Origin of the sequence: Acinetobacter sp. NBRC 100985, assembly GCF_000241225.1 — a bacterium.
GTDB classification, from domain to species: domain Bacteria; phylum Pseudomonadota; class Gammaproteobacteria; order Pseudomonadales; family Moraxellaceae; genus Acinetobacter; species Acinetobacter venetianus.
The window spans coordinates 1-19,298 of record NZ_BAEB01000067.1 but is presented as its reverse complement, the minus strand read 5'-3'; the positions used below and the strand labels follow the sequence as shown (position 1 = coordinate 19,298).

Annotated in this window: 20 protein-coding genes and 4 pseudogenes; 12 read left to right on the top strand and 12 right to left on the bottom strand. The window is 44.4% G+C overall.

All coding sequences use genetic code 11. From position 1 onward, the window contains the following. Window positions 1–60: 60 nt before the first annotated feature. Window positions 61–1,101, bottom strand: a complete 1,041-nt coding sequence (locus ACT4_RS16745; protein WP_005021135.1) for a DUF932 domain-containing protein — start codon at window positions 1,099–1,101, stop codon at window positions 61–63. A gap of 20 nt (window positions 1,102–1,121) precedes the next feature. Beyond that, window positions 1,122–1,394, bottom strand: a complete 273-nt coding sequence (locus ACT4_RS17065; protein WP_004889335.1) for a hypothetical protein — start codon at window positions 1,392–1,394, stop codon at window positions 1,122–1,124. Window positions 1,395–1,901: 507 nt separating this feature from the next. Here ACT4_RS17065 and ACT4_RS16740 point away from each other — a divergent pair. Continuing rightward, entirely contained in the window at window positions 1,902–2,945 is a 1,044-nt protein-coding gene (locus tag ACT4_RS16740; RefSeq protein WP_007484304.1) for an inovirus-type Gp2 protein, read from the top strand. On the opposite strand, the gene ACT4_RS16735 is transcribed toward ACT4_RS16740, so the two are convergent. The 3 genes and pseudogenes from ACT4_RS16735 to ACT4_RS16730 form a co-directional block, all read right to left on the bottom strand. Continuing rightward, window positions 2,942–3,490 carry a recombinase family protein gene (locus ACT4_RS16735; protein ID WP_004889330.1) on the bottom strand — a complete coding sequence of 183 codons (549 nt, stop codon included), beginning with the start codon at window positions 3,488–3,490 and terminating at the stop codon, window positions 2,942–2,944. The two genes, ACT4_RS16740 and ACT4_RS16735, sit on opposite strands and share 4 nt — an antisense overlap. Before the next feature lie 447 nt (window positions 3,491–3,937). Beyond that, window positions 3,938–4,153 (bottom strand): annotated as a pseudogene (locus ACT4_RS17060) (LysR family transcriptional regulator); the annotation flags it as partial. A 204-nt stretch (window positions 4,154–4,357) separates the two neighbouring features. Further along, window positions 4,358–5,437, bottom strand: coding sequence for an AraC family transcriptional regulator (locus tag ACT4_RS16730; protein WP_004658508.1), 1,080 nt, complete (start codon window positions 5,435–5,437; stop codon window positions 4,358–4,360). A 216-nt stretch (window positions 5,438–5,653) separates the two neighbouring features. Here ACT4_RS16730 and ACT4_RS16725 point away from each other — a divergent pair, with 216 nt between their 5' ends. The 3 genes from ACT4_RS16725 to ACT4_RS16715 all read left to right on the top strand — a co-directional run bounded on the left by ACT4_RS16725 (window position 5,654) and on the right by ACT4_RS16715 (window position 8,716). Next, window positions 5,654–5,974, top strand: a complete 321-nt coding sequence (locus tag ACT4_RS16725) for a 2Fe-2S iron-sulfur cluster-binding protein (RefSeq protein WP_004658513.1) — start codon at window positions 5,654–5,656, stop codon at window positions 5,972–5,974. 49 nt (window positions 5,975–6,023) lie between these two features. Then, window positions 6,024–7,415, top strand: coding sequence for a cytochrome P450 (locus ACT4_RS16720; RefSeq protein WP_004658516.1), 1,392 nt, complete (start codon window positions 6,024–6,026; stop codon window positions 7,413–7,415). Window positions 7,416–7,501: 86 nt separating this feature from the next. Next, on the top strand, window positions 7,502–8,716 hold the full coding sequence (locus tag ACT4_RS16715) for an NAD(P)/FAD-dependent oxidoreductase (RefSeq protein WP_001193555.1): 1,215 nt from the start codon (window positions 7,502–7,504) through the stop codon (window positions 8,714–8,716). Between the two features lie 38 nt (window positions 8,717–8,754). Here the strand turns inward: ACT4_RS16715 and ACT4_RS16710 are convergent, their stop codons facing one another. Beyond that, window positions 8,755–8,985: an IS5 family transposase gene (locus ACT4_RS16710; RefSeq protein WP_004656998.1), complete on the bottom strand. Its 231-nt coding sequence runs from the start codon at window positions 8,983–8,985 to the stop codon at window positions 8,755–8,757. A gap of 656 nt (window positions 8,986–9,641) precedes the next feature. On the opposite strand from ACT4_RS16710, the gene ACT4_RS16700 reads away from it, so the two are divergent. The 5 genes from ACT4_RS16700 to ACT4_RS16680 all read left to right on the top strand — a co-directional run bounded on the left by ACT4_RS16700 (window position 9,642) and on the right by ACT4_RS16680 (window position 13,131). Next, window positions 9,642–10,511: a metal-dependent hydrolase gene (locus ACT4_RS16700; RefSeq protein ID WP_000149466.1), complete on the top strand. Its 870-nt coding sequence runs from the start codon at window positions 9,642–9,644 to the stop codon at window positions 10,509–10,511. 83 nt (window positions 10,512–10,594) lie between these two features. Next, entirely contained in the window at window positions 10,595–11,221 is a 627-nt protein-coding gene (locus ACT4_RS16695; RefSeq protein ID WP_000952904.1) for a TetR/AcrR family transcriptional regulator, read from the top strand. Further along, window positions 11,218–12,189, top strand: a complete 972-nt coding sequence (locus tag ACT4_RS16690) for a BtrH N-terminal domain-containing protein (protein WP_000186299.1) — start codon at window positions 11,218–11,220, stop codon at window positions 12,187–12,189. The genes ACT4_RS16695 and ACT4_RS16690 overlap by 4 nt, the downstream gene beginning before the upstream one ends. Before the next feature lie 56 nt (window positions 12,190–12,245). Next, a complete protein-coding gene (locus tag ACT4_RS16685) occupies window positions 12,246–12,710 on the top strand; it encodes a PaaI family thioesterase (protein WP_000378064.1) in 465 nt (154 codons plus the stop codon). A gap of 1 nt (window position 12,711) precedes the next feature. Continuing rightward, window positions 12,712–13,131 carry a PaaI family thioesterase gene (locus ACT4_RS16680; protein ID WP_000029507.1) on the top strand — a complete coding sequence of 140 codons (420 nt, stop codon included), beginning with the start codon at window positions 12,712–12,714 and terminating at the stop codon, window positions 13,129–13,131. A 91-nt stretch (window positions 13,132–13,222) separates the two neighbouring features. Here ACT4_RS16680 and ACT4_RS17050 read toward each other — a convergent pair. Continuing rightward, a pseudogene (locus ACT4_RS17050) lies at window positions 13,223–13,345 on the bottom strand (helix-turn-helix domain-containing protein); the annotation flags it as partial. Between the two features lie 51 nt (window positions 13,346–13,396). Then, window positions 13,397–14,959: pseudogene (locus tag ACT4_RS16675) on the bottom strand (Tn3-like element ISAcsp1 family transposase); the annotation flags it as partial. 7 nt (window positions 14,960–14,966) lie between these two features. Between ACT4_RS16675 and ACT4_RS16670 the strand changes: the two are divergent. Further along, window positions 14,967–15,203: a helix-turn-helix domain-containing protein gene (locus ACT4_RS16670; RefSeq protein ID WP_007484279.1), complete on the top strand. Its 237-nt coding sequence runs from the start codon at window positions 14,967–14,969 to the stop codon at window positions 15,201–15,203. A 41-nt stretch (window positions 15,204–15,244) separates the two neighbouring features. Here the strand turns inward: ACT4_RS16670 and ACT4_RS16665 are convergent. Together ACT4_RS16665 and cadR are read right to left on the bottom strand one after the other, a co-directional pair. Further along, window positions 15,245–15,406 (bottom strand): annotated as a pseudogene (locus tag ACT4_RS16665) (IS6 family transposase); the annotation flags it as partial. A gap of 93 nt (window positions 15,407–15,499) precedes the next feature. Beyond that, the gene (gene cadR / locus ACT4_RS16660; protein WP_007484277.1) at window positions 15,500–15,892 is read right to left on the bottom strand and encodes a Cd(II)/Pb(II)-responsive transcriptional regulator; all 393 of its coding nucleotides are present in this window, start codon (window positions 15,890–15,892) and stop codon (window positions 15,500–15,502) included. A gap of 89 nt (window positions 15,893–15,981) precedes the next feature. Here cadR and ACT4_RS16655 point away from each other — a divergent pair, with 89 nt between their 5' ends. Beyond that, window positions 15,982–17,262, top strand: a complete 1,281-nt coding sequence (locus ACT4_RS16655) for a cation transporter (RefSeq protein WP_007484275.1) — start codon at window positions 15,982–15,984, stop codon at window positions 17,260–17,262. Between the two features lie 331 nt (window positions 17,263–17,593). Here ACT4_RS16655 and ACT4_RS16650 read toward each other — a convergent pair whose 3' ends face one another. Together ACT4_RS16650 and ACT4_RS16645 are read right to left on the bottom strand one after the other, a co-directional pair. Further along, entirely contained in the window at window positions 17,594–17,824 is a 231-nt protein-coding gene (locus ACT4_RS16650) for a hypothetical protein (protein WP_004658732.1), read from the bottom strand. Next, window positions 17,821–18,450: an AAA family ATPase gene (locus ACT4_RS16645; RefSeq protein ID WP_005021162.1), complete on the bottom strand. Its 630-nt coding sequence runs from the start codon at window positions 18,448–18,450 to the stop codon at window positions 17,821–17,823. The genes ACT4_RS16650 and ACT4_RS16645 overlap by 4 nt, the downstream gene beginning before the upstream one ends. 501 nt (window positions 18,451–18,951) lie before the next feature. Between ACT4_RS16645 and ACT4_RS16640 the strand changes: the two genes are divergently transcribed. Continuing rightward, on the top strand, window positions 18,952–19,298 hold a 347-nt coding region (locus tag ACT4_RS16640), incomplete at its 3' end, for a RepB family plasmid replication initiator protein (protein WP_007484263.1).

Below are 19,298 nucleotides of genomic sequence, written 5' to 3'. Positions count from 1 at the left end.
TTCAATGCCCGATTAGGTTGTGAGCCTTAAAGCAACATTAAGCATGATCAGGAAAAGGTCTTAGGCCACCAGTCTTAAAGCCTGTTCCAGCCCACGCTGTTTTAGTGCTGCCCCTGCACCAAACCAGGCAGAATCCAGCCGGTGATCGGTACTCATGGCCCGGCGTTCATGATCGGCAAATTCCGTGATCGAACACAGCAAGCCATAGGCGGTATCCTTGGCTGAGGAAAGTTCGGCACCCCGTCCCTGTCCATTGAACAGCTGCATGACTTTACTCATGGCGCGTCCATTCGGTTCGGTTTTACTGCCTGGGGAGTGACTGGCCTGTGCAGCCACATTGCGATAGAACTGGATGATGTTGTCCTCCTGATCGGCAATGCTTAGGCTAGTGTTGTTAAACACGGCATCGAAATAGGCAGCGGCTTCACCTTGGGTGACTTTGCGCTGGCTGAGCTGTTTCATTTCATACATGTGTTCATCCCAGGCACGCACGGAAATGCCGAGTTGCTGCTTGACCTTGTCCGCATCGAACCGGGTGCTGTGTGGAACCTTGACCACCCCGGCACTTGAGCTTTGCCCACGTAAAGCAATCGCCAGCGTGTTGTTGCATACCACCCGGATATTGGTAAATTGTGCAGTCGTTGCTAACGTTCCATCACAAGCGGTTGCTAGCAGGATATAGCCATTGCTGACATCCTTGCCTTTGAGTGCCGTGCTTTGTCCGGTACGTGCCAGTGCCCAGAACTTTTTTCCTCCCTTCAGTACGCCCGCGGTTTCCAGCTCAAAGCCGGATTGCTCGGTCAGATCCCGGTAGAATTCCAGAATCTCTTTGGGCTGCACTTCCTGGTAACGCTGGCTGACGACCGATAAAGGGGCATGGGTATCAGAACGGTACAAGACCCGCTGTTCTTCATAAGGCAGAATGATGCTCTGTCCCCGTTCATTCTGTGCCATATAGCTGACATTGCAGGATTCAATGCGCCAGTCCATGCCTGCCTGTTGTGCCCAGACTTCAATCGGCTGGTTCTGTGTCAGTTGATTACCCAGGCCATGCCAGGGGGTGTTACCGACATAAGCCATTTGTTCGAGTTGATGTGCCATATCACTTCTCCCTGAGCCGGTTAATCAAAATTGCGCTGGCAATGATGGCAATGGAAGTAGCGGATCGGTGCCGCTACGGGTCTGGATGGCTGGATGAAGCTGTCAATCAGTCCACCGACCACAGCCCCGGCAATCCCACCCATCCAGGGCGAGATCGGCAGCGGCAGGCTTTTGGAAATGCTGGCACCAATCCCGGCACCGGTCATTGAAGACATACTGCGGTTATTGGAGGACTGCTGGTCAATCACACGGCTGACGTTTTCAGAATGGCAATACGGGCATGTAATGTTCATAAGATATACCTCTAGAAATGAAAAAAGGCTTACCGTCTGATAAGCCTTTGAATGTAGGAATAAACATTCACTGTTCATGTAGATGATGTATATCTGAAATTATTTGCAATCTATGCCTTCACGCGACTCGGAGTCCCGATTACGCAATTGCCATTTGGCAAATTCCCTCATTCCAGAAAATCCCCCTCTGAAGTCCTATCATTCTTTCACAAGAACACAATTATTTAGTGAAACTGAATTGTATGTGTGCATCTAAGTAAATAGGTATTGACAATATTAAATTAAAACTAGTAGGATTAATCAATCATACTAGTTTTTTATACCTACAACTCGCTATTATCCTACTAACTGTATGATTTTTAACCACAATGGAAAGTATTGATATATATAGTATCTAAGGGTATGAAAAATAAATATTTATTTCTGTAGTTTATGTTATTGAGATTAATTATCATTTATATATTATCTTTAATATCATAGACATAATGATATTGGAGTTATACCTACATGGATACTTCAGAATCCAATACATATTTCCTAGACGATATGTATCCAATTATTACTGATAATAATCAGTTAACAATAGATGATATTAATTATCGTACTTACAACCAACTTCATGTAATAGAAGAATCACTGAAAGAACTAAAGAGTGAAAATGAGCAGCTGTTAGCAGATCCATCCGGATATAGCTTTATCTTAAAAAAATACCAAAAGCTCGTATGGTACAGAACAGACCAATATATAAATGACCTGGAAGAAAACTTTCCTGATAGCAAGTTTTCACCTTACGTAAATCTCTATTTGAAAACCAAAACTGAATACAGAAAATTTGATGATATAGCTTTCCTAGCTGCTCTAAAGAAAGGACTACAATCTGATGCTTTTAAAAAAGAAATTGCACAGCAGAGAAAATATGACAGTGAATATAAAAAGGAAGTACGAAAATATATCAACGGACTATTTGATTACCGTTCAAGGCTTTTAGTAATCCGAATAGACTTAAGCTACCGGAAAGGGCTTTTTAGAAAGATCACCACCAATATTTCAAATAAACCATTGTCAAAACAAGGACACAAACTTGAAGCTTTAAAGGCATGGTCGCTTGATGTTCAAGAACATAGAAAGGTGCTTCTTAAGTCTCTCAAGAAGCAATATTCAAAAGGCTTTATAGGCTATATGTGGAAATTGGAATATACCGAGATAAAATCTTTCCATTTCCACATGATGTTTTTCTTAGATGGCTCTGAGCATCGTGAAGACATCACAATAGCTCAAGATATAGGCGAGCTATGGAATAATGAGATTACCCAAGGAGATGGCTTATATTGGAATTGCAATGCCAATAAGGAAAAGTATAAAAATCTAGGCATAGGCATGATTAGCCATCATGAAGAGGATCTCAGGGATAACGTCATAGCAACTGCCATGTATCTAGTAAAGAAAGATTATCTCATTCGTTCAGTAATGTTTAATTCTAAAAATCGCGCTTTCAGTAAAGGGCAAATCCCACAAAAAAGTAAATCAGGGAGACCAAGAAAGGGAGCTTAGCCTCCCTTCATTGCCCTTTGTACTGTGCTTAGACTTACACCCAGCTCTTTTGCCACTTTCCTGTAACTAGCATCAGGCTTTACCATAGCTGCACGAATTGCAGCGTCATCAATAGTCTTCTTACGTCCCTGATACTTGTTTTCAGCTCTGGCAATTGCAATCCCTTCACGCTGACGCTCTCTGATCAACTCACGCTCAAACTGTGCAAAGCCTGACAGCATCGTGAACATTAGCTGGTGCATTGGATTATTGGTATCTGCCGAAAAGATCATGCCTTCTTTGTGAAAATGGACAGTCACGCCTTTAATCTTGAGTTGCTCCACCAATTGCAGCAGGTCTGCCGTATTACGCCCCAAACGATCCAGGCTGTGTACATGGACTACATCACCTTCTCTGACGTAATCGAGCATCGCCTGTAATTGAGGTCTGTTGGTATCCTTACCGCTTACCTTGTCTTCAAAAATTTTGTCAAAGGTCTTGCCCTCTAGCTGTCGTGCTGTATTTTGATCTGCCGTACTTACCCGTTTGTACGCTACTTCAGCCACTGTTGTACCCTTATGTGTATTCTTTTGCTTATTAGACTATAATAAATACACCAATTAAATACAATAAAAGAATACAAATATAGCCTAAATTAACTGTATCCGAATGGGTGTACTTTAAAGATACATTAAAGCTTATAAAATACGATAAGTGACTCTTGCAAGATATCTTGTATTCGAATCAGTCATCTTAAGAATAGGTTTGTCTTATATCTAGAATTTTGGTGGTTATTCATGCAGATGAAAAATACCAACTTCATCTCACTACTTAGGAGATAAATCGAATGGCTAAGATTCTACAAAAATTGTTAGCTAGTCGCTCTCCAGAGGCCAAGCCCGTATTCAAAAAATGGCAGATGAATTACTGCTAAAAAATCAGCTTCTGAAAAGCCACCTTTAAGGTAGCTTTTCTCTTTTTAAAAGAAAAATTTGCAAATAATGATCTGTTCGCTATTTTCTTAAAATTTCATAGAAGGTATGGCGTAGCCATTGATGACTAATTTTATGATGACAGGACATGTGCCAATATTGCTTGACTGAATATGACGGAAAAATAATCGGTGCATCAAAAATCTTCAGGTTGCCTCGTGATAGCAGTACTTCGCTCAAATAATAAGGAACTGTAGCAATCGCATCTGTTTCCTGTACTACGAGACCCACCCCTAACTGAAGACATTGACGGTGGATGGGCTGCAATGGGAATTAAAACCTCTACAGAGTTCACAGCGGGTTGCAAGCGTTGGGTTGAGTTGAGGTTATCGGATTGGAAGTGGAGGGCTGCCATATGATTGCCATCTCTGACATAGCGTTTTAAGGTATTTTTCTAGGGCGTATTGATGTTTCAACGTATTAACAATCATACGAACAACCTCATTCTCTCAGGTCATTTTCTTCTTGCCGATGGGTGATTTTTCGCCGATAAGCACTTGGTGATACACCAAACCAGCGTTTAAACGCGCGCCGAAAATTAGCAGAGTCGTGGTAATTCAGTAAGCTGGCAATTGCCTCGACCGATATTTGAGGGTCATGTAAATAACTACTGGCTTTCTCAGATAAAATCCGATCTCGAATCAGCCGGTAACTCGTGTTCTCTTTGACCAGACGTCTGGCCAGCGTACGCTTATTCATAAACAAGGCTGCAGCCAGATCCTCTTCACTCAGTTGCCCGAGCGGATAGGACAGCATGGCTTTTTGCACTTGGTAGGTGGTGCTGTGTTGTTGGGTCTTGAGCCGGTTGAGGATCATTTCGCATTGTTGCATCGCCAGCAGATAGCTATCGTGCTGCGCGGATGCATTGGCAATCAAGCACAACTCGGTCGGCACTCGGATCGACAGTTGTGGCTGATCAAACTGATAGGTACCGGCAAGATAATCCGCGTAACAGGCATGATGATCGGGGGCGGGATGGCTAAACTGAATCACCGCCTCGGTCAGCGGTCGTCCAACAATAAATTCGGCACATTCCGAAAAAATCACCGCAACAGTTTCGGACAGTAGCCGATGTACTGCATGACTCAAGGTCTGCTCAAAGAAAATCAAGCAGGTCGTCCACTCAGCATTGGTGTGTGTTTCGAGCCTAATCAAACTCATACGGGTCGGCAAAAAAGTTTGAAACGCTTGTAACACGGCCAATAAGTTCGGGCTGCTATTGATTAAAAAGCCCATCGAGCCATGTGTTGACGGCGTGAGCCGCTGCCCTAAACGCAAGCCAAACTGATCGGATGCGGACAACTCCAAGCTATTTTGTAAGATTTGAATCTGTTGGCTGGCCGTGATCATCGTGTCGTCACGCATCAGTTGTTCAGCGGTCAGCGTGGTGAATTTTAATAGTTTAGGTAGGTCACGCGCCTGCAAGTCCAGCTCTCGGCCAATCAGACGGGTATAGCTACAGGGGATATTAGCAGATTCACTTGTACTGGCGAGACCAGTCAGCAGACTTGGATGCAACATGGCTCAAACACCTCAATAACAGACCAGTATGAAAGAACATCGACTAGAAAAATGCAATCGACGATGGGGCTACAGCGCCATAATCGTCTTTTAATGACCCTATATTGTCAACAAGAGACCTGTAAGCAGTATGGATACATGTCTATTATGAGTAAAGAGGGATGGCTATTTTCATCGGCGTCACCAGCAACCGTATACCACACAGGAGTAGTAATAATGGGTCAAATTACATTGATCGAGTATGACGGTACCGCCACCGTACTTGACATCGAAGCGGGCAAGTCGCTGATGCAACTGGCTATCGATCACGGCGTATCCGGCATTGATGGAGATTGCGGTGGCGAATGTGCTTGTGGAACCTGTCATGTGATCGTTGACGGTGCTTGGCTGGCGGCGACAGGACAGCCCAATGACGAAGAGGCGCGCATGCTAGAGATGGTACCAGAAGGTACGGCGTCGTCTCGTTTGGCGTGCCAGATTCAATTGTCCGATGCAATGGATGGCATGGTGGTGCATTTGCCTGAGTTTCAAATGTAGTGACGGCAGATTTCAACAGCTGTTAAGCATCATCATTGAGGAATGAATCATGAAAAACATGCAAGCCACACTAAACCAAATTTCAGCCCTGCTGCCGATACCCATGCATTTACAAGTGAAAGGCATGCAGGTGTTCCAAAAGGTCAAGCAACGGGTGACACAGGCGCAACCGTTCCCTGATTTTGTAGAAAAGCCAATCCCCGATGTTGCCACGCTCAAGCTCGAAGACATCGATATGAGCAATCCGTTTTTATATCGACAGCATCAATGGCAGTCATACTTTAAGCGGCTACGCGACGAGCGTCCTGTTCATTACCAAAAAAGCAGTCCATTCGGTGCATTTTGGTCGATTACCCGTTATGACGATATTGTGTTCGTGGACAAATCCCACGAGCTGTTTTCGGCGGAACCGGTGATTGTGATTGGCAAGCCGCCCGCCGGACTGGATGTGGAAATGTTTATTGCAATGGATCCGCCTAAGCACGATGTGCAGCGTCAAGCGGTACAAGGTGTGGTCGCACCGAAAAATTTAAAAGAAATGGAAGGGCTGATCCGCAGTCGGGTACAAGAGATTTTGGATGATTTGCCGCTCGATACGCCGTTTGATTGGGTGGAGCGGGTGTCCAAAGAAATCACCGCACGCATGCTGGCGACCTTGTTAGATTTTCCGTATGAACAGCGGCACAAGCTGGTGTACTGGTCTGATACGTTGGCGGGCAGCGCAGAAGCCACGGGCGGTGAGATTAGCGACAACGATGTGCTTTTTAATGCCGCCGCTGATATGGCCAAGCAGTTTGCCGCGCTGTGGCATGCCAAGGCGGCTCAGCAAGCGGCAGGTGAGCCGATGGGATTTGATTTGATTAGCTTAATGCTGAGCAATGACGATACCAAGGATTTGATTCACCGTCCGATGGAGTTTTTGGGCAATTTGGCCTTGCTGATTGTCGGTGGGAATGACACCACGCGGAACTCCATGACCGGCGGGGTATATGCGCTGAACCTGTTTCCTGAGCAGTTTGTCAAACTGAAAAACCAACCGAGCCTGATTCCAAATATGGTGTCCGAGATCATTCGCTGGCAGACCCCACTGGCGTATATGCGTCGCATCGCCAAGCAAGACATCGAGATGCACGGCCAAACCATCCGTAAGGGCGACAAGATCTTAATGTGGTATGCCTCGGGCAATCGTGACGAGCGGGTGATTGAACAGCCAGATGCGTTTTTGATTGATCGTAAAGGTGCACGCAATCATTTGTCATTTGGCTTTGGTGTGCATCGCTGTATGGGCAATCGCTTGGCCGAGATGCAGTTGCGGATTCTGTGGGAGGAGTTATTGCTTCGCTTCGACAATATTGAGGTATTGGGTGAGCCAGAGTTGGTGCAGTCTAACTTTGTGCGCGGCTATGCCAAGATGATGGTCAAACTGACTGCCAAAGCGTAGGTATCAAAATAGGCGACAGAGGCATTTTGCAACTGTCGTCGGCAACAATTGATGCTGTGCATCAACCATGAACTGAGTGAATTCATATGCAAACAATCGTCATCATTGGCGCAAGTCATGCTGCGGCGCAGTTGGCGGCAAGTCTGCGGCCAGATGGCTGGCAGGGCGAGATTGTGGTGATCGGCGATGAGCCGTATTTGCCGTATCATCGACCGCCGTTGTCCAAGACCTTTTTATGCGGTGCACAACTGGTCGATGAGTTATTGATTCGGCCAGCCGCTTTTTATCAAAAAAATCAGATCGAATTTCGGCACGGGCGGGTGGTTGCGATTGATCGGGCAGCGCGCAGCGTGACACTACAAGATGGCAGTACGCTTGCGTATGACCAGTTGGCGCTGTGTACCGGTGCACGAGTCAGGACGGTGTCGCTGGCTGGGTCTGATTTGGCAGGTGTGCATTATCTTAGAAATATCAGCGATGTACAGGCTATCCAGCCATTTGTACAACCCAACGGCAAAGCAGTGGTGATCGGTGGTGGCTATATCGGTCTTGAAACAGCCGCCGCATTGACCGAGCAGGGCATGCAGGTGGTGGTCTTGGAAGCCGCCGAGCGGATTTTGCAGCGGGTAACTGCACCGGAAGTGTCGGACTTTTATACGCGGATTCATCGCGAACAGGGTGTGACGATTCATACCGGTGTGTCGGTCACGGCGATCACGGGTGAGGGGCGGGCGCAAGCGGTGCTGTGTGCCGATGGTTCGATGTTCGATGCAGATCTGGTGATCATCGGGGTCGGGGTTGTACCGAATATCGAGTTGGCGCTGGACGCGGGCTTGCAGGTGGACAATGGTATTGTGATTGATGAGTATTGCCGTACCAGTGCGCCAGAGATTGTGGCCATCGGGGATTGTGCCAATGCGTTTAATCCGATTTATCAGCGGCGGATGCGCTTGGAGTCGGTACCAAACGCCAATGAACAGGCCAAAATTGCCTCGGCGACCTTGTGTGGCTTACAGCGGACCTCGAAGAGTTTGCCTTGGTTTTGGTCAGATCAGTATGATCTAAAGTTGCAGATTGCGGGACTCAGTCAGGGGTATGATCAGATCGTGATTCGGGGTGATGTGCAGCAAAGGCGTAGCTTTGCAGCGTTTTATTTGCAGGCGGGTCGCCTGATTGCGGCGGATTGTGTGAATCGTCCGCAGGAGTTTATGCTAAGCAAAAAGCTGATCACGGCTGGTACGGCGGTCGATCCACTGCGGTTGGCGGATGAGTCGATTGCGGTACAGGCGTTGATGGGGTAGCTTAAAACTACATCAGGCTAGATTTGCATTACGCTGATTCAGATGTTAATCAGAATGGCATCGATAGATACCTGTGAGAGCAAGTCAGGTGCAGCTTTGGCTTTGTGTAATTCACCACCCGTGATCGCAAACACGATGGGTAATCCATACCCATCTACGGCAAGATGGATCTTACTTGTCTTGCTACCTCGACTTAAGCCAATCGCCTCCTGATCGTGAGTTGCAGCACGTGCATTATGTTGATGTGCCTTGACGTAATTGCTATCCATAACCCCTACTCTATATCAGAGTCAGTAGATAAAACCCTGAGTATGCTTTGGAAAAAACCTTTTGCTGACCAGTCGTTGTATCTTTTGTAGAGATTAGGCTGCTGACCAAACTCAGTCAGGAGGTAGGTCTAGCCATGGACATTTCACCCACATTCTGTAGAGCATGGCTTCTACGGTGAGCCGTAAATTTGGTTTGTGATCAATGTCCTGTTGCTTGAGCATAGGAGAAATCTTTGCTCAATGTTGGTCGTTCAGCATAAAGCGTGGCATGGTGGACTCGGATGGGGAGAGCTTTAATTCTCTGAGTCTGCCTCCAATTTGCAATCAATATTTTCAAACGTCAACACACTCTAATGTAAAAAAACTAACATTAAAAAAACACCTCTGCCAAAAGGTCTGGTAGCTATATTCGATGTCAAAGATGATCTGGCTCACCTGCTGCGTTGTTAACTCATTCTATCAAATTTTGAGGACAGGCTTGACATTTGGTCAATCGACCAATATATATTCAAAATATGCATTTGGTCATTTGACCAATACCCGTTGAATTCTTGTGTGATATTTGCTGTGCCTGACCAAGGTGAAAAATATTGCTCAAGGTCAAATGTGATAGCAGGTTTACAGACATTCGATGCCTTTACAAGGAAACTCTCGCCATGACTCATATGATCAATATCCAGCCACGTAAGCCGCGGTTTGATTTAAGTGATGTTCCAGTTTTTTGGAACGACGGTGACCCGGTGTTAACACGCTTCTTTGATGCACTTTCTATTCACTTCCCCGATGGAGAGCGTTTTTTTATTCAGTCGGTGCGTAACTATCAGGATCTGGTCACAGATCCTAAACTGAGAGAAGATATCAAAAACTTTTTTCGCCAAGAAGCGCAACATGGCATTGTGCATGACCAGTATAATGCGGTGATGCAGTCGCAAGGCATTCATGTCGAAAAGGTCATCGCAAGATTCAAATTATTTATTCGGCTCTCCCAAAAACACCTGCCCGCCAAGTATCTGTTGGCCATGACAGCTGCCTTTGAACATATTACTGCTGTACTAGGCGAGGGTGCTATGGAGGGTGAGGGTGAGATGTTCAAGAATGCTCATCCCGCAATGCGTGCCATGTTCATGTGGCATGGGGTAGAAGAAGTCGAACACAAAACAGTAGCCTTTGATGTTTACGAAACAGCGGCAGGTGGGGGGTATTTCACCCGCGCATCTGCTTTGATTATCGGAACGCTACTGGTACATGCGGTGGTTGGCTCAGTTCTTTGGCATATGTTGAAAATTGACAAACTACAAGGTCAGCCATTGGTGCTTGCTAAGGGATTTTATCGCCTCTATGGACCACGTGGCCTGATTACCAGACTTATTCCACGCTATCTGGACTGGTTTAAGCCAGGTTTCCATCCTAGCGACACCGAAATCCCAGAAAAGGTTAATTCTTGGCTGGCTGAATATGATAAGCATCAAGACCCTATGGAAGCGTCACGAATTGTTTTTAATGTCCCCATTGCAAAAGCTGTATAGATCAGGAGAGACCGTGAAAGACTCGACTCGACTTGACCAAGTCGAGTAACCTGTCTTATTGATATAATGTTATGAGTCAAACTATGTTGAGTAGTGAATCTACGCGAGTCGAAGTTGCTGACCGCGAGAGAGTATTAGCCGCTTCTGCCAAGCTGTTTCGAGAAAAGGGTTTTGAGCGTACCAGTGTGCGAGAAATTGCCAGTGCTTGTGGTATTCTTCCAGGCAGTCTGCATTACCGCTATCGTAGTAAAGACGATATTTTGGTTGATATGATGCGGCTTGCTATTGAGAGAACTATTTACAGGATTGTTGAGGCGACTTCCGCGATTCAAGATCCACTCAAAAAAATGCAATCGGCACTGCAGACACATGTCGATATCCTTATGTCGGGTGACGATATGGTTTATGTGTTGTTGTTTGAGTGGCGCTCGGTACATGGAGTCGCACGTGAGCAGATTATTGCTGAGAGAGACAGATACGAGCGATATTGGCAGACAATTCTTGATGATCTGCAGTCTTATGGTTGTATCCGAAACGATGTGGATGCAGATCTGTTAAGACTGATTGGGCTAGGAGCAATAAACTGGGCTGCCACTTGGTATAAAGAAAATGGTAAGTACAATCTTGAACAGATCGCGGATGCGATATGGCAGATGATGACAAGAGGCATCCTTAATCCAGATTTTCACGAAGAGGCAAAAAACCTGTGACCAACTATAAGACTCCATCCCGTATCACGCACGCCATCGGGAGGCATTGTGGCAGCTCCGCAATTCGTGATTTGCTCGAGTTTAATGGGCTGAATATTTCCGAGGCCATGTGCTTTGGATTAGGCTCAGGGCTTGGCGTGACCTATTTGGAAATGGCTGACGCCCCTGTGCCATTTTTAGTGCATGTGCGGTCTTTGGGGTTTGAAGCGCGCGTATTTGAAAGTATCGGTATACCCTTTGAGTGGCAAACCTTCGAGTCACCCGAATCGGCAGCCACCGCGCTGGAGAAATGTTTGGATGCGGGTCACCCCACCCTGTTGCTGACGGATATTTTTTATTTACCTTACTTCAACAGCAGCACGCACTTTCCCGGTCACGCCATAGCCGCTTGGTCGAGAAATCCAGAGACAGGTGCGGTATTTGTCACCGATACCGAGCGTCCGAGTGTTTTGTCGGTGACGCGAGAGGCACTGACCCGCGCACGTTTTTCTACACAGCCCCCATTTATTCACTATGGCAATATGTTCACGCCCACCGCGTTTCAAGGCGAAATTACCCCCGAGATGATTACCGGTGTCATCCATGACAACGCCAAGTCATTAGCTGTGAGTGGCATATCGGCACTGGAAACATGGCTGGCCGAACTGAGTCGTTGGGGAGCCACAGGCGATTGGCACTGGACGACCCGATTTGCCTACCAAATTATTGAAAAGCGTGGCACAGGTGGCGGCGGCTTCCGCAAAATGTACGCTGAATTCCTTGATGAAGCGGTTCACTATGACGCAAGTGTACAGCAATATCGACTGCCCCTGTTAATGAGGGCTTGCGAAAAAGCATGGACGGCATTAGCCATGTGTTTGAAGTCTGCCTCGGAAAGCACAAACTTTCCATATGCCGCCATTGAAGAGGCCATTGTGGCGGTGATGCAGGCCGAACGTAATTATACAGATGCCGCCCTTGCACTTTGAGACGTGCCGCTAATTTTTTCGCAATAAAATCAGCCAGCAATGGCGGGAGTTCAAAAATGGACAGTAATAACACGGCACACCTGACCATGGCTAAGGCGTTTTTTGGTACTAATCACCCTTTATTCAATATGTTCAATATTAGTGTTGGTGCAGTGAGCGATGGTCATGCCGAGATGACGATGCCCTTCTCTGAGCAACTCTCTGACCGTAAAGGCTCACTGCATCGAGGGGCTTTGGTGACGCTGCTGGATACGACTTGCGGCTTATCTATTTTTTCGTCATTGCGGTCGTTAGAGCCGATTGCCACTATTGATTTGCGTGTCGATTTTTTGCGACGTATTCCCTCTGCGGTAGGTTTAAAGGCGATAGTGGATTGCATTGGTAGAACCGATACGGTGGCCTTTATCACGGGCCGAGCGGTTGCAGAAGACAGTGGTGAGCTACTGGCTACTGTCACTGGTTCTTTCGCAATCGGCACGATGGGACCCTCTTTTGACAGCAATGAAGCGCGAGGCGAGTGATATGAGTATAGTAAATCAGATGAGCGCGGAAACACCCCCACTAAAATTGTGTGACGAGCCTTTTGTCGATTTTCTAGGTTTTCGTGAGGAAATGCAACATGGAGAAATACAGTACTTTATGGACTTTCGTGATTCGCATATCGGCAACCCGATGATTGGCACGTTTCATGGCGGCATTCTCGCGAGTTTTGGTGAAGTGGCCGCCGCCGCCTATCTTGCCCGTCAGCGTGGTGATAATGAGCTGCCCTTATGCTCCACGATGACCTTTGATTACCTGCGGCCAGCATTTATAGGTACGTTACAGGCAGTCCCCAGTATTGTTCGTGCGGGTCGGCGCATTACGACAGTATCGGTTCAGTTACTACTTGATGGCAAGTTGGTTTGTATCGGTCGATTCCTGTTTACGGTTAGCAGCAAATAAAATTGGAGCAAGCTCAGTTCAGGATGCCGACCCTGTTTTACTCAGAAAAATTTTCAATAGATAGACAAATAATATCAAATAGCTGGAACTACTACTGATACCGATACAGCGTTGGCGCAGAAATCCCAAACTCCTTCGCCAATGCTCGCTTGGTTTTGTAGTCGCCAGATTCAAGACGTTGATGCAGCAGAGCCACTTGTTCAGGAGTCAGTGACGGCTTACGGCCCTTGTAGGGGTCGTCTCAGGAAACGGAAAATATAGCACGCTAAGGTTTTTCAATTGCGCGCAATGGCCTAAATTTTCCACCACCTATCTTGGCTTTGCTTCGCCATAGATAATCCCCAGTTAAATTGATGTGCTCCCACCCCAGCGGTGACAGATATTGCAGCAAGGTATCATCGACTGTGCGACCATGCCCTCGTAGGGCGTTAGTCGCTCTCTCTAAATAAACCGTGTTCCACAATACAATGGCGGCGGTCACTAGATTCAAGCCACTGGCTCGATAACGCTGTTGCTCAAAGCTTCGATCTCGAATCTCACCCAATCGATAAAAGAAAACGGCGCGCGCTAATGCATTACGGGCTTCACCTTTATTTAATCCAGCTTGAACCCGACGGCGTAGTTCTACGCTTTGCAACCAATCCAAGATAAACAGTGTGCGCTCAATACGCCCCAGCTCTCGTAATGCCAATGCCAAACCATTCTGTCGTGGATAACTACCGAGTTTACGTAGCATTAGCGACGCTGTGACAGTCCCTTGCTTGATTGATGCGGCCAGACGCAAAATATCGTCCCAATGAGTACGAATCTGTTTGATATTCAGTGTGCCGCCAATCATGGGTTTAAGTGCGGCATAGTCTATGTCTGACTTTGGAATATAGAGTTTCGTATCGCCCAGATCACGAATTCGTGGTGCAAATCGAAACCCTAGCATGTGCATGAGTGCAAAAACATGGTCGGTGAATCCAGCCGTATCGGTGTAGTGTTCCTCGATGCGTAAATCAGACTCGTGATACAGCAGCCCATCAAGAACATAGGTTGAATCACGAACGCCCACATTGATCAGCTTACTGCTAAATGGTGCGTATTGATCAGAAATGTGTGTATAAAATAACCTTCCAGGCTCTGCGCCATATTTTGGATTGATATGTCCTGTACTTTCAGCTCTGCCACCTGCGCGGAAGCGTTGGCCATCTGATGAGGAGGTAGTGCCATCTCCCCAGTTTTCAGCGAAAGGTTGTTTCAATTGAGCATTCACCAATTCGGCCAATGCCGTTGAATAAGTTTCATCACGGATATGCCAAGCCTGTAGCCATGAGAGTTTGGCATAAGTTGTACCAGGACATGATTCGGCCATTTTCGTCAGCCCTAAATTAATTGCATCAGCCAGTATGGTCGTGAGCAATAACGCTTTATCCTTCGCAGTGTCATCCGTTTTCAAATGAGTGAAGTGTCGAGTAAAGCCTGTCCATTCATCGACCTCCATTAATAATTCGGTGATCTTGATATGTGGTAACAGCATTGCTGTTTGGTCAATTAAAGTTTGGGCTGTATCAGGAGCCACGGCATCGAGAGGTGTTATTTTTAGACCAGATTGATTGATCATCGCATCAGGCAAATCGTTGGTCGCTGCCATGCGATTAATGATTGCTAATTTCTGCTCCAATAGTGAAAGGCGACTTTGCAAATATAGATCACAATCAGTAGTAATGGTTAGAGGTAACTCATTGGACTGTTTTAGCTGATTAAATTTATCAGCAGTCACTAAATACTCATCGAAGTCTTTGAATTGGCGAGAGCCTTGTACCCAGAGATCCCCAGCCCGTATTCAAAAAATGGCTGATGAATTACTGCTAGAAAATCAGCTTCATCTTATTCGTGAAGAACTCGAAATTTCTCAAAAAGAGCTTGCTGAAACTTTGGGAATAAAACAGCCATCGCTTTCAGCAATAGAAAATCGTGGCAATGATCTTAAGATTTCAACCATGAAAAAGTATGTTGAGGCAATGGGTGGGAAGCTCCGTATTGATGTAGAGCTTCCAACAGGAAAACATATAGGATTCAACGTTTAACAATAAAAATGGGAGCTATAGGCTCCCATTTTTAGATTCGTATAACGTTGAACCCAACGGTAAATATTCGTGTGATCAACATTCGCACCCCGTTCGGCCAGCATTTCCTGCAGTTCACGATAGCTAATGCCATATTTACAATACCAGCGCACAGCCCAAAGAATGATTTCGCCCTGAAAATGCCGACCATGGAAAGGATTCATATGCTGCACCTTTAGCTAAAACAGTCTTCAGCTTACCATTCGTGGTTATTTGCAACAGTGCCGATTTTTTGAAAAAAGCATAGGTCTAGATAATCAAGCTAGATTTTTTAAAACTCCACATTGGTCAATTGTACATAAACCATCACAAGTACCTCTTAAATCAGATAGTTGTTCAATAAGCTTTTGTTGCTTGATTATATTTTCTCTGATAGCACTGACATGTAAGTCAATTAATTCATTCACATCTGAACAATTTTTCTCAGGTTTGTCTTTATAGGTAAGTAATTGACGAATTTCATTCAAACTCATATTTAAAGTTCGGCAATTCAAAATAAATTTAATTCGCTCAATATAGCCTACATCGTAAAGGCGGTAATTTCCTTCCGTTCTTTCCGGTTCCGGAATTAAACCTTCCTTTTCATAAAACCTAATTGTTAATACTGAACATGAGGTTTTTTTAGAGAGTTCACCAATTTTTAAATGCATTGAGTTAGTATTTCCAAAGATTCTTGACTCTATAGTAACTATAGGGATTCTAATATTCAAAGTTTATAATTTTTTTAATGGGTATAATTATGAGTGGTTGTGGATGTAGTAAAGAAACACCATGCGAAGATAAGAAATCTCAACAAGAAAATCATCCATCAATTGCAGAAGCAAACAATTCAAAGAATTGTGATAATACGCTTAGCTGTTGTGGTGAAGAGGAAGAAAAAAAATCTTCATCTCCTTGCTGTAACACTTCAAACAGTTGTGAAGATACCGCTCAATCCTGTTATGGTTCTGATCCCAAAGAAAATTTAAGCACTGAAGACGTTTTAAAAGATTCGCACTACATGAGTGAATACTTAGTTCCCAAAATGGATTGTTCTGCGGAAGAACAGATGGTTCGTATGGCGCTATCTTCAATTGATGGTGTTCAAAAACTCATCTTTGATTTACCTAACCGTTCTTTAAAGGTTCTACATAATCAAAAAGATGAAAATATAACCACCAAACTTGAAGCTTTGGGTCTTGGTGCAAAGCTTGTGAAGACTGAAACTTATATAAGCAATCAACAGGCTAAGCAAACAAGTACCTACACCATTCCTAAAATGGATTGCTCTGCTGAAGAGCAAATGGTCCGTATGGCTCTTGCAGATATTGAAGCAGTTAAAGGTCTTACTTTTGATCTTCCCAATCGAAAACTGAAAGTCTTCCATAATGAAGGGATTCAGCAAATTACGGCTAAACTCGAAGGACTGGGTTTTGGGGCAAAACTTGATGAAACACAGCTTTCTTCAGGCGATATACCTAATGAACCTGATCCTGTGAGACAAGCTAAAGTACTTAAACTGTTATTAGGTATTAATGCTCTACTTTTCTTTATAGAATTCATCAGCGGTATTATTGCTGCGTCTACAGGATTGATTGCTGATTCTCTAGATATGTTTGCCGATGCAGCCGTTTATGGTATTGCGCTATATGCCGTCGGAAAAGCTGCGAAATATCAAATAAAAGCAGCCCATTTCGCAGGTTGGATTCAGTTATTACTTGCTGTTATCGTGATTGTTGATGTCATTAGACGATTCATGTTTGGAAGCGAGCCAGAATCAACGCTCATGATTGTTATTGGCCTGCTCGCACTTATAGCTAACGTGACATGCTTATATCTTATTTCTGGTCATCGAGAAGATGGCGCACATATGAAAGCCAGTTGGATTTTCTCGGCGAATGACGTTGTCGTAAATATGGGCGTTATATTTGCCGGTGTACTCGTGGCGTGGACGGGATCAGCTTATCCAGACTTAATCATTGGCATACTGGTTTCTTTATTCGTACTTAATGGTGCCCGAAAAATTTTGGCTTTGAAGTAAGAGTATCGAAAATGAATCTATTTGGCACTATTGCAAATAACCACGAATGGTAAGCTGAAGACTGTTTTAGCTAAAGGTGCAGCATATGAATCCTTATGTCTTAAAAGCATGTAATTTTTAGTATTAAAAATAGCCCTCTGTTGAGGGCTATTTAACATAAAATCTCTTATGCGCAGTTCAGATGTTAGAAACAATTTAAAGTGTCTTGTCTGTATTCTCACCAATAAAAATGTCTAGTCTGTGATGAACATCAACAGCCTACTATGGTTTTACTACATTCAATTAAGTTTTTTGAAACTAAAATAGTTTCAAATAAGTTCTATATTAGTTGTTATTCCTCACTTAATTTCTTTAGTGCAAATCTAATAATTCCATTATGGGTTTGACCATATTTCTCTGCCAGTTCAGCTAATAACTTGTACTCATACTCATTCATCGGGATCGTATGCGTCTTAAATTTTCTAGAAGCTTTCGGGTCTAATTTTGGTGTGAGCTGTTCATTAGCACCATTAATGAATGCTTCCTCAGAAAAAGGTTTCGTAGTTTCTCTTTTCTTAATCATGCCAGAAGCTCCTCCATGAATGCCTCAAATTCTTCTATTGCTTTTGGATTATTGGATTCAACTACACCTTTACCTTCAGCAGTGACATCACGATAAACCTTGCGATCATGGATCACTGATGACAACGCTGTGAACAGTGGGAAGTCAGCTAGATAATCATTGGCTTGTTGTACTTCAGACACCGATGGATTTGTTGGGGCCAATGTTAGTAATCCAAATGGCTTAAGTTCCTCATTAAAGGACTTGGCTTGGTCAATGACTTCTGACAGATGAGGCAAAGTATCCAAGTCGAATTGTGATGGTCTAAATGGTACTACCAGGTAATGTGCCGTTAACATTGCTGTTCTAAGCTCTTTGCTGTCATGTCCAGCAACATCGACAATTACATAGTCATAACGGCCATCTAGGTCTTTCAGTGTATTCTTAATATCGCCATAGCGTTGAACACAATGTACTTTGGGTAGACTGGTTTCATCGCGGTCTTTTACCCAGTTAGCTGAGCTTTGCTGAGGATCTGCATCAACAAGTACGATGTCTTTGTTATGTTTGGCAAGATAAGCAGCAATGTTGATAGCTATTGTAGATTTGCCACATCCACCTTTCTGGCTTCCAATTAATACAATCATTTTAGGTATAATTTAGAACTAATTTGCATCTAATATAGTTTTACAGTGCAACCAAGTAAAGAGTTATTTCTTTAGTATTCATTCAATTCTTTATACCGATACCTTTTCCCACCAAGATAATTTTTTACCTATTTTCCTTTGGCTTAGCATTAGTCTACATTTTCCCACCTAAACCAGGTTTATTCCTTATACCGATTCATCACTGTAAATTGATACTCGTAAGACAAGAAATTTTCTTAAATTTTTAAGCAGTAATCTTTTTATTTTTAAATACTTTTAATATTTTTATTTTTAAGACCGCTGTAAGCCTTATATAGCAAGTGTTTTAGAGCTGATAAGTCTACATTTTCCCACCTTTAAGTCTACATTTCCCCACCTTTAAGTCTACATTTTCCCACCTTTAAGTCTACATTTTCCCACCTTTAAGTCTACATTTTCCCACCTTGTGCCTACACTATTTATTGATGTATGCTAGTTGCATAATTACATGGGGAAGCCTCAGTGCAAAATGAGCTCGTAGTTAAAGATAATGCACTAATCAATGCCAGCTATAATTTGGATACAACAGAACAACGACTGATTCTCCTGGCAATTGTGCAGGCAAGAGAATTAAGCAAGCATGTAGACGCTAATAGTACGTTAGAGGTTCATGCTCATCATTATATGAAGCAGTTTAATGTAGATAAGCATGCGGCCTATGAGGGGCTTAAAAACGCAGCTAGCAACCTATTTGAGCGCAAATTCAGTTACAAAGGCATCCATGAGGGGACTCAGCAGGAAAAGATCGTCAAATCACGTTGGGTATCCAAAATAGCCTATGTTGATTCTGCTGGGATTGTAGAACTAAC

Coding starts and splice junctions, on each gene's coding strand:
- ACT4_RS16720 (WP_004658516.1), top strand. CDS start 6,024: ATGAAAAACATGCAAGCCACACTAAACCAAATTTCAGCCCTGCTGCCG.
- ACT4_RS16645 (WP_005021162.1), bottom strand. CDS start 18,450: ATGATTGTATTAATTGGAAGCCAGAAAGGTGGATGTGGCAAATCTACA.
- ACT4_RS16730 (WP_004658508.1), bottom strand. CDS start 5,437: ATGTTGCATCCAAGTCTGCTGACTGGTCTCGCCAGTACAAGTGAATCT.
- ACT4_RS16695 (WP_000952904.1), top strand. CDS start 10,595: ATGTTGAGTAGTGAATCTACGCGAGTCGAAGTTGCTGACCGCGAGAGA.
- ACT4_RS16700 (WP_000149466.1), top strand. CDS start 9,642: ATGACTCATATGATCAATATCCAGCCACGTAAGCCGCGGTTTGATTTA.
- ACT4_RS16725 (WP_004658513.1), top strand. CDS start 5,654: ATGGGTCAAATTACATTGATCGAGTATGACGGTACCGCCACCGTACTT.
- ACT4_RS16740 (WP_007484304.1), top strand. CDS start 1,902: ATGGATACTTCAGAATCCAATACATATTTCCTAGACGATATGTATCCA.
- ACT4_RS17065 (WP_004889335.1), bottom strand. CDS start 1,394: ATGAACATTACATGCCCGTATTGCCATTCTGAAAACGTCAGCCGTGTG.
- ACT4_RS16710 (WP_004656998.1), bottom strand. CDS start 8,985: ATGGATAGCAATTACGTCAAGGCACATCAACATAATGCACGTGCTGCA.
- ACT4_RS16685 (WP_000378064.1), top strand. CDS start 12,246: ATGGACAGTAATAACACGGCACACCTGACCATGGCTAAGGCGTTTTTT.
- ACT4_RS16745 (WP_005021135.1), bottom strand. CDS start 1,101: ATGGCACATCAACTCGAACAAATGGCTTATGTCGGTAACACCCCCTGG.
- cadR (WP_007484277.1), bottom strand. CDS start 15,892: ATGCATTTAAAAATTGGTGAACTCTCTAAAAAAACCTCATGTTCAGTA.
- ACT4_RS16670 (WP_007484279.1), top strand. CDS start 14,967: ATGGCTGATGAATTACTGCTAGAAAATCAGCTTCATCTTATTCGTGAA.
- ACT4_RS16655 (WP_007484275.1), top strand. CDS start 15,982: ATGAGTGGTTGTGGATGTAGTAAAGAAACACCATGCGAAGATAAGAAA.
- ACT4_RS16680 (WP_000029507.1), top strand. CDS start 12,712: ATGAGTATAGTAAATCAGATGAGCGCGGAAACACCCCCACTAAAATTG.
- ACT4_RS16650 (WP_004658732.1), bottom strand. CDS start 17,824: ATGATTAAGAAAAGAGAAACTACGAAACCTTTTTCTGAGGAAGCATTC.
- ACT4_RS16715 (WP_001193555.1), top strand. CDS start 7,502: ATGCAAACAATCGTCATCATTGGCGCAAGTCATGCTGCGGCGCAGTTG.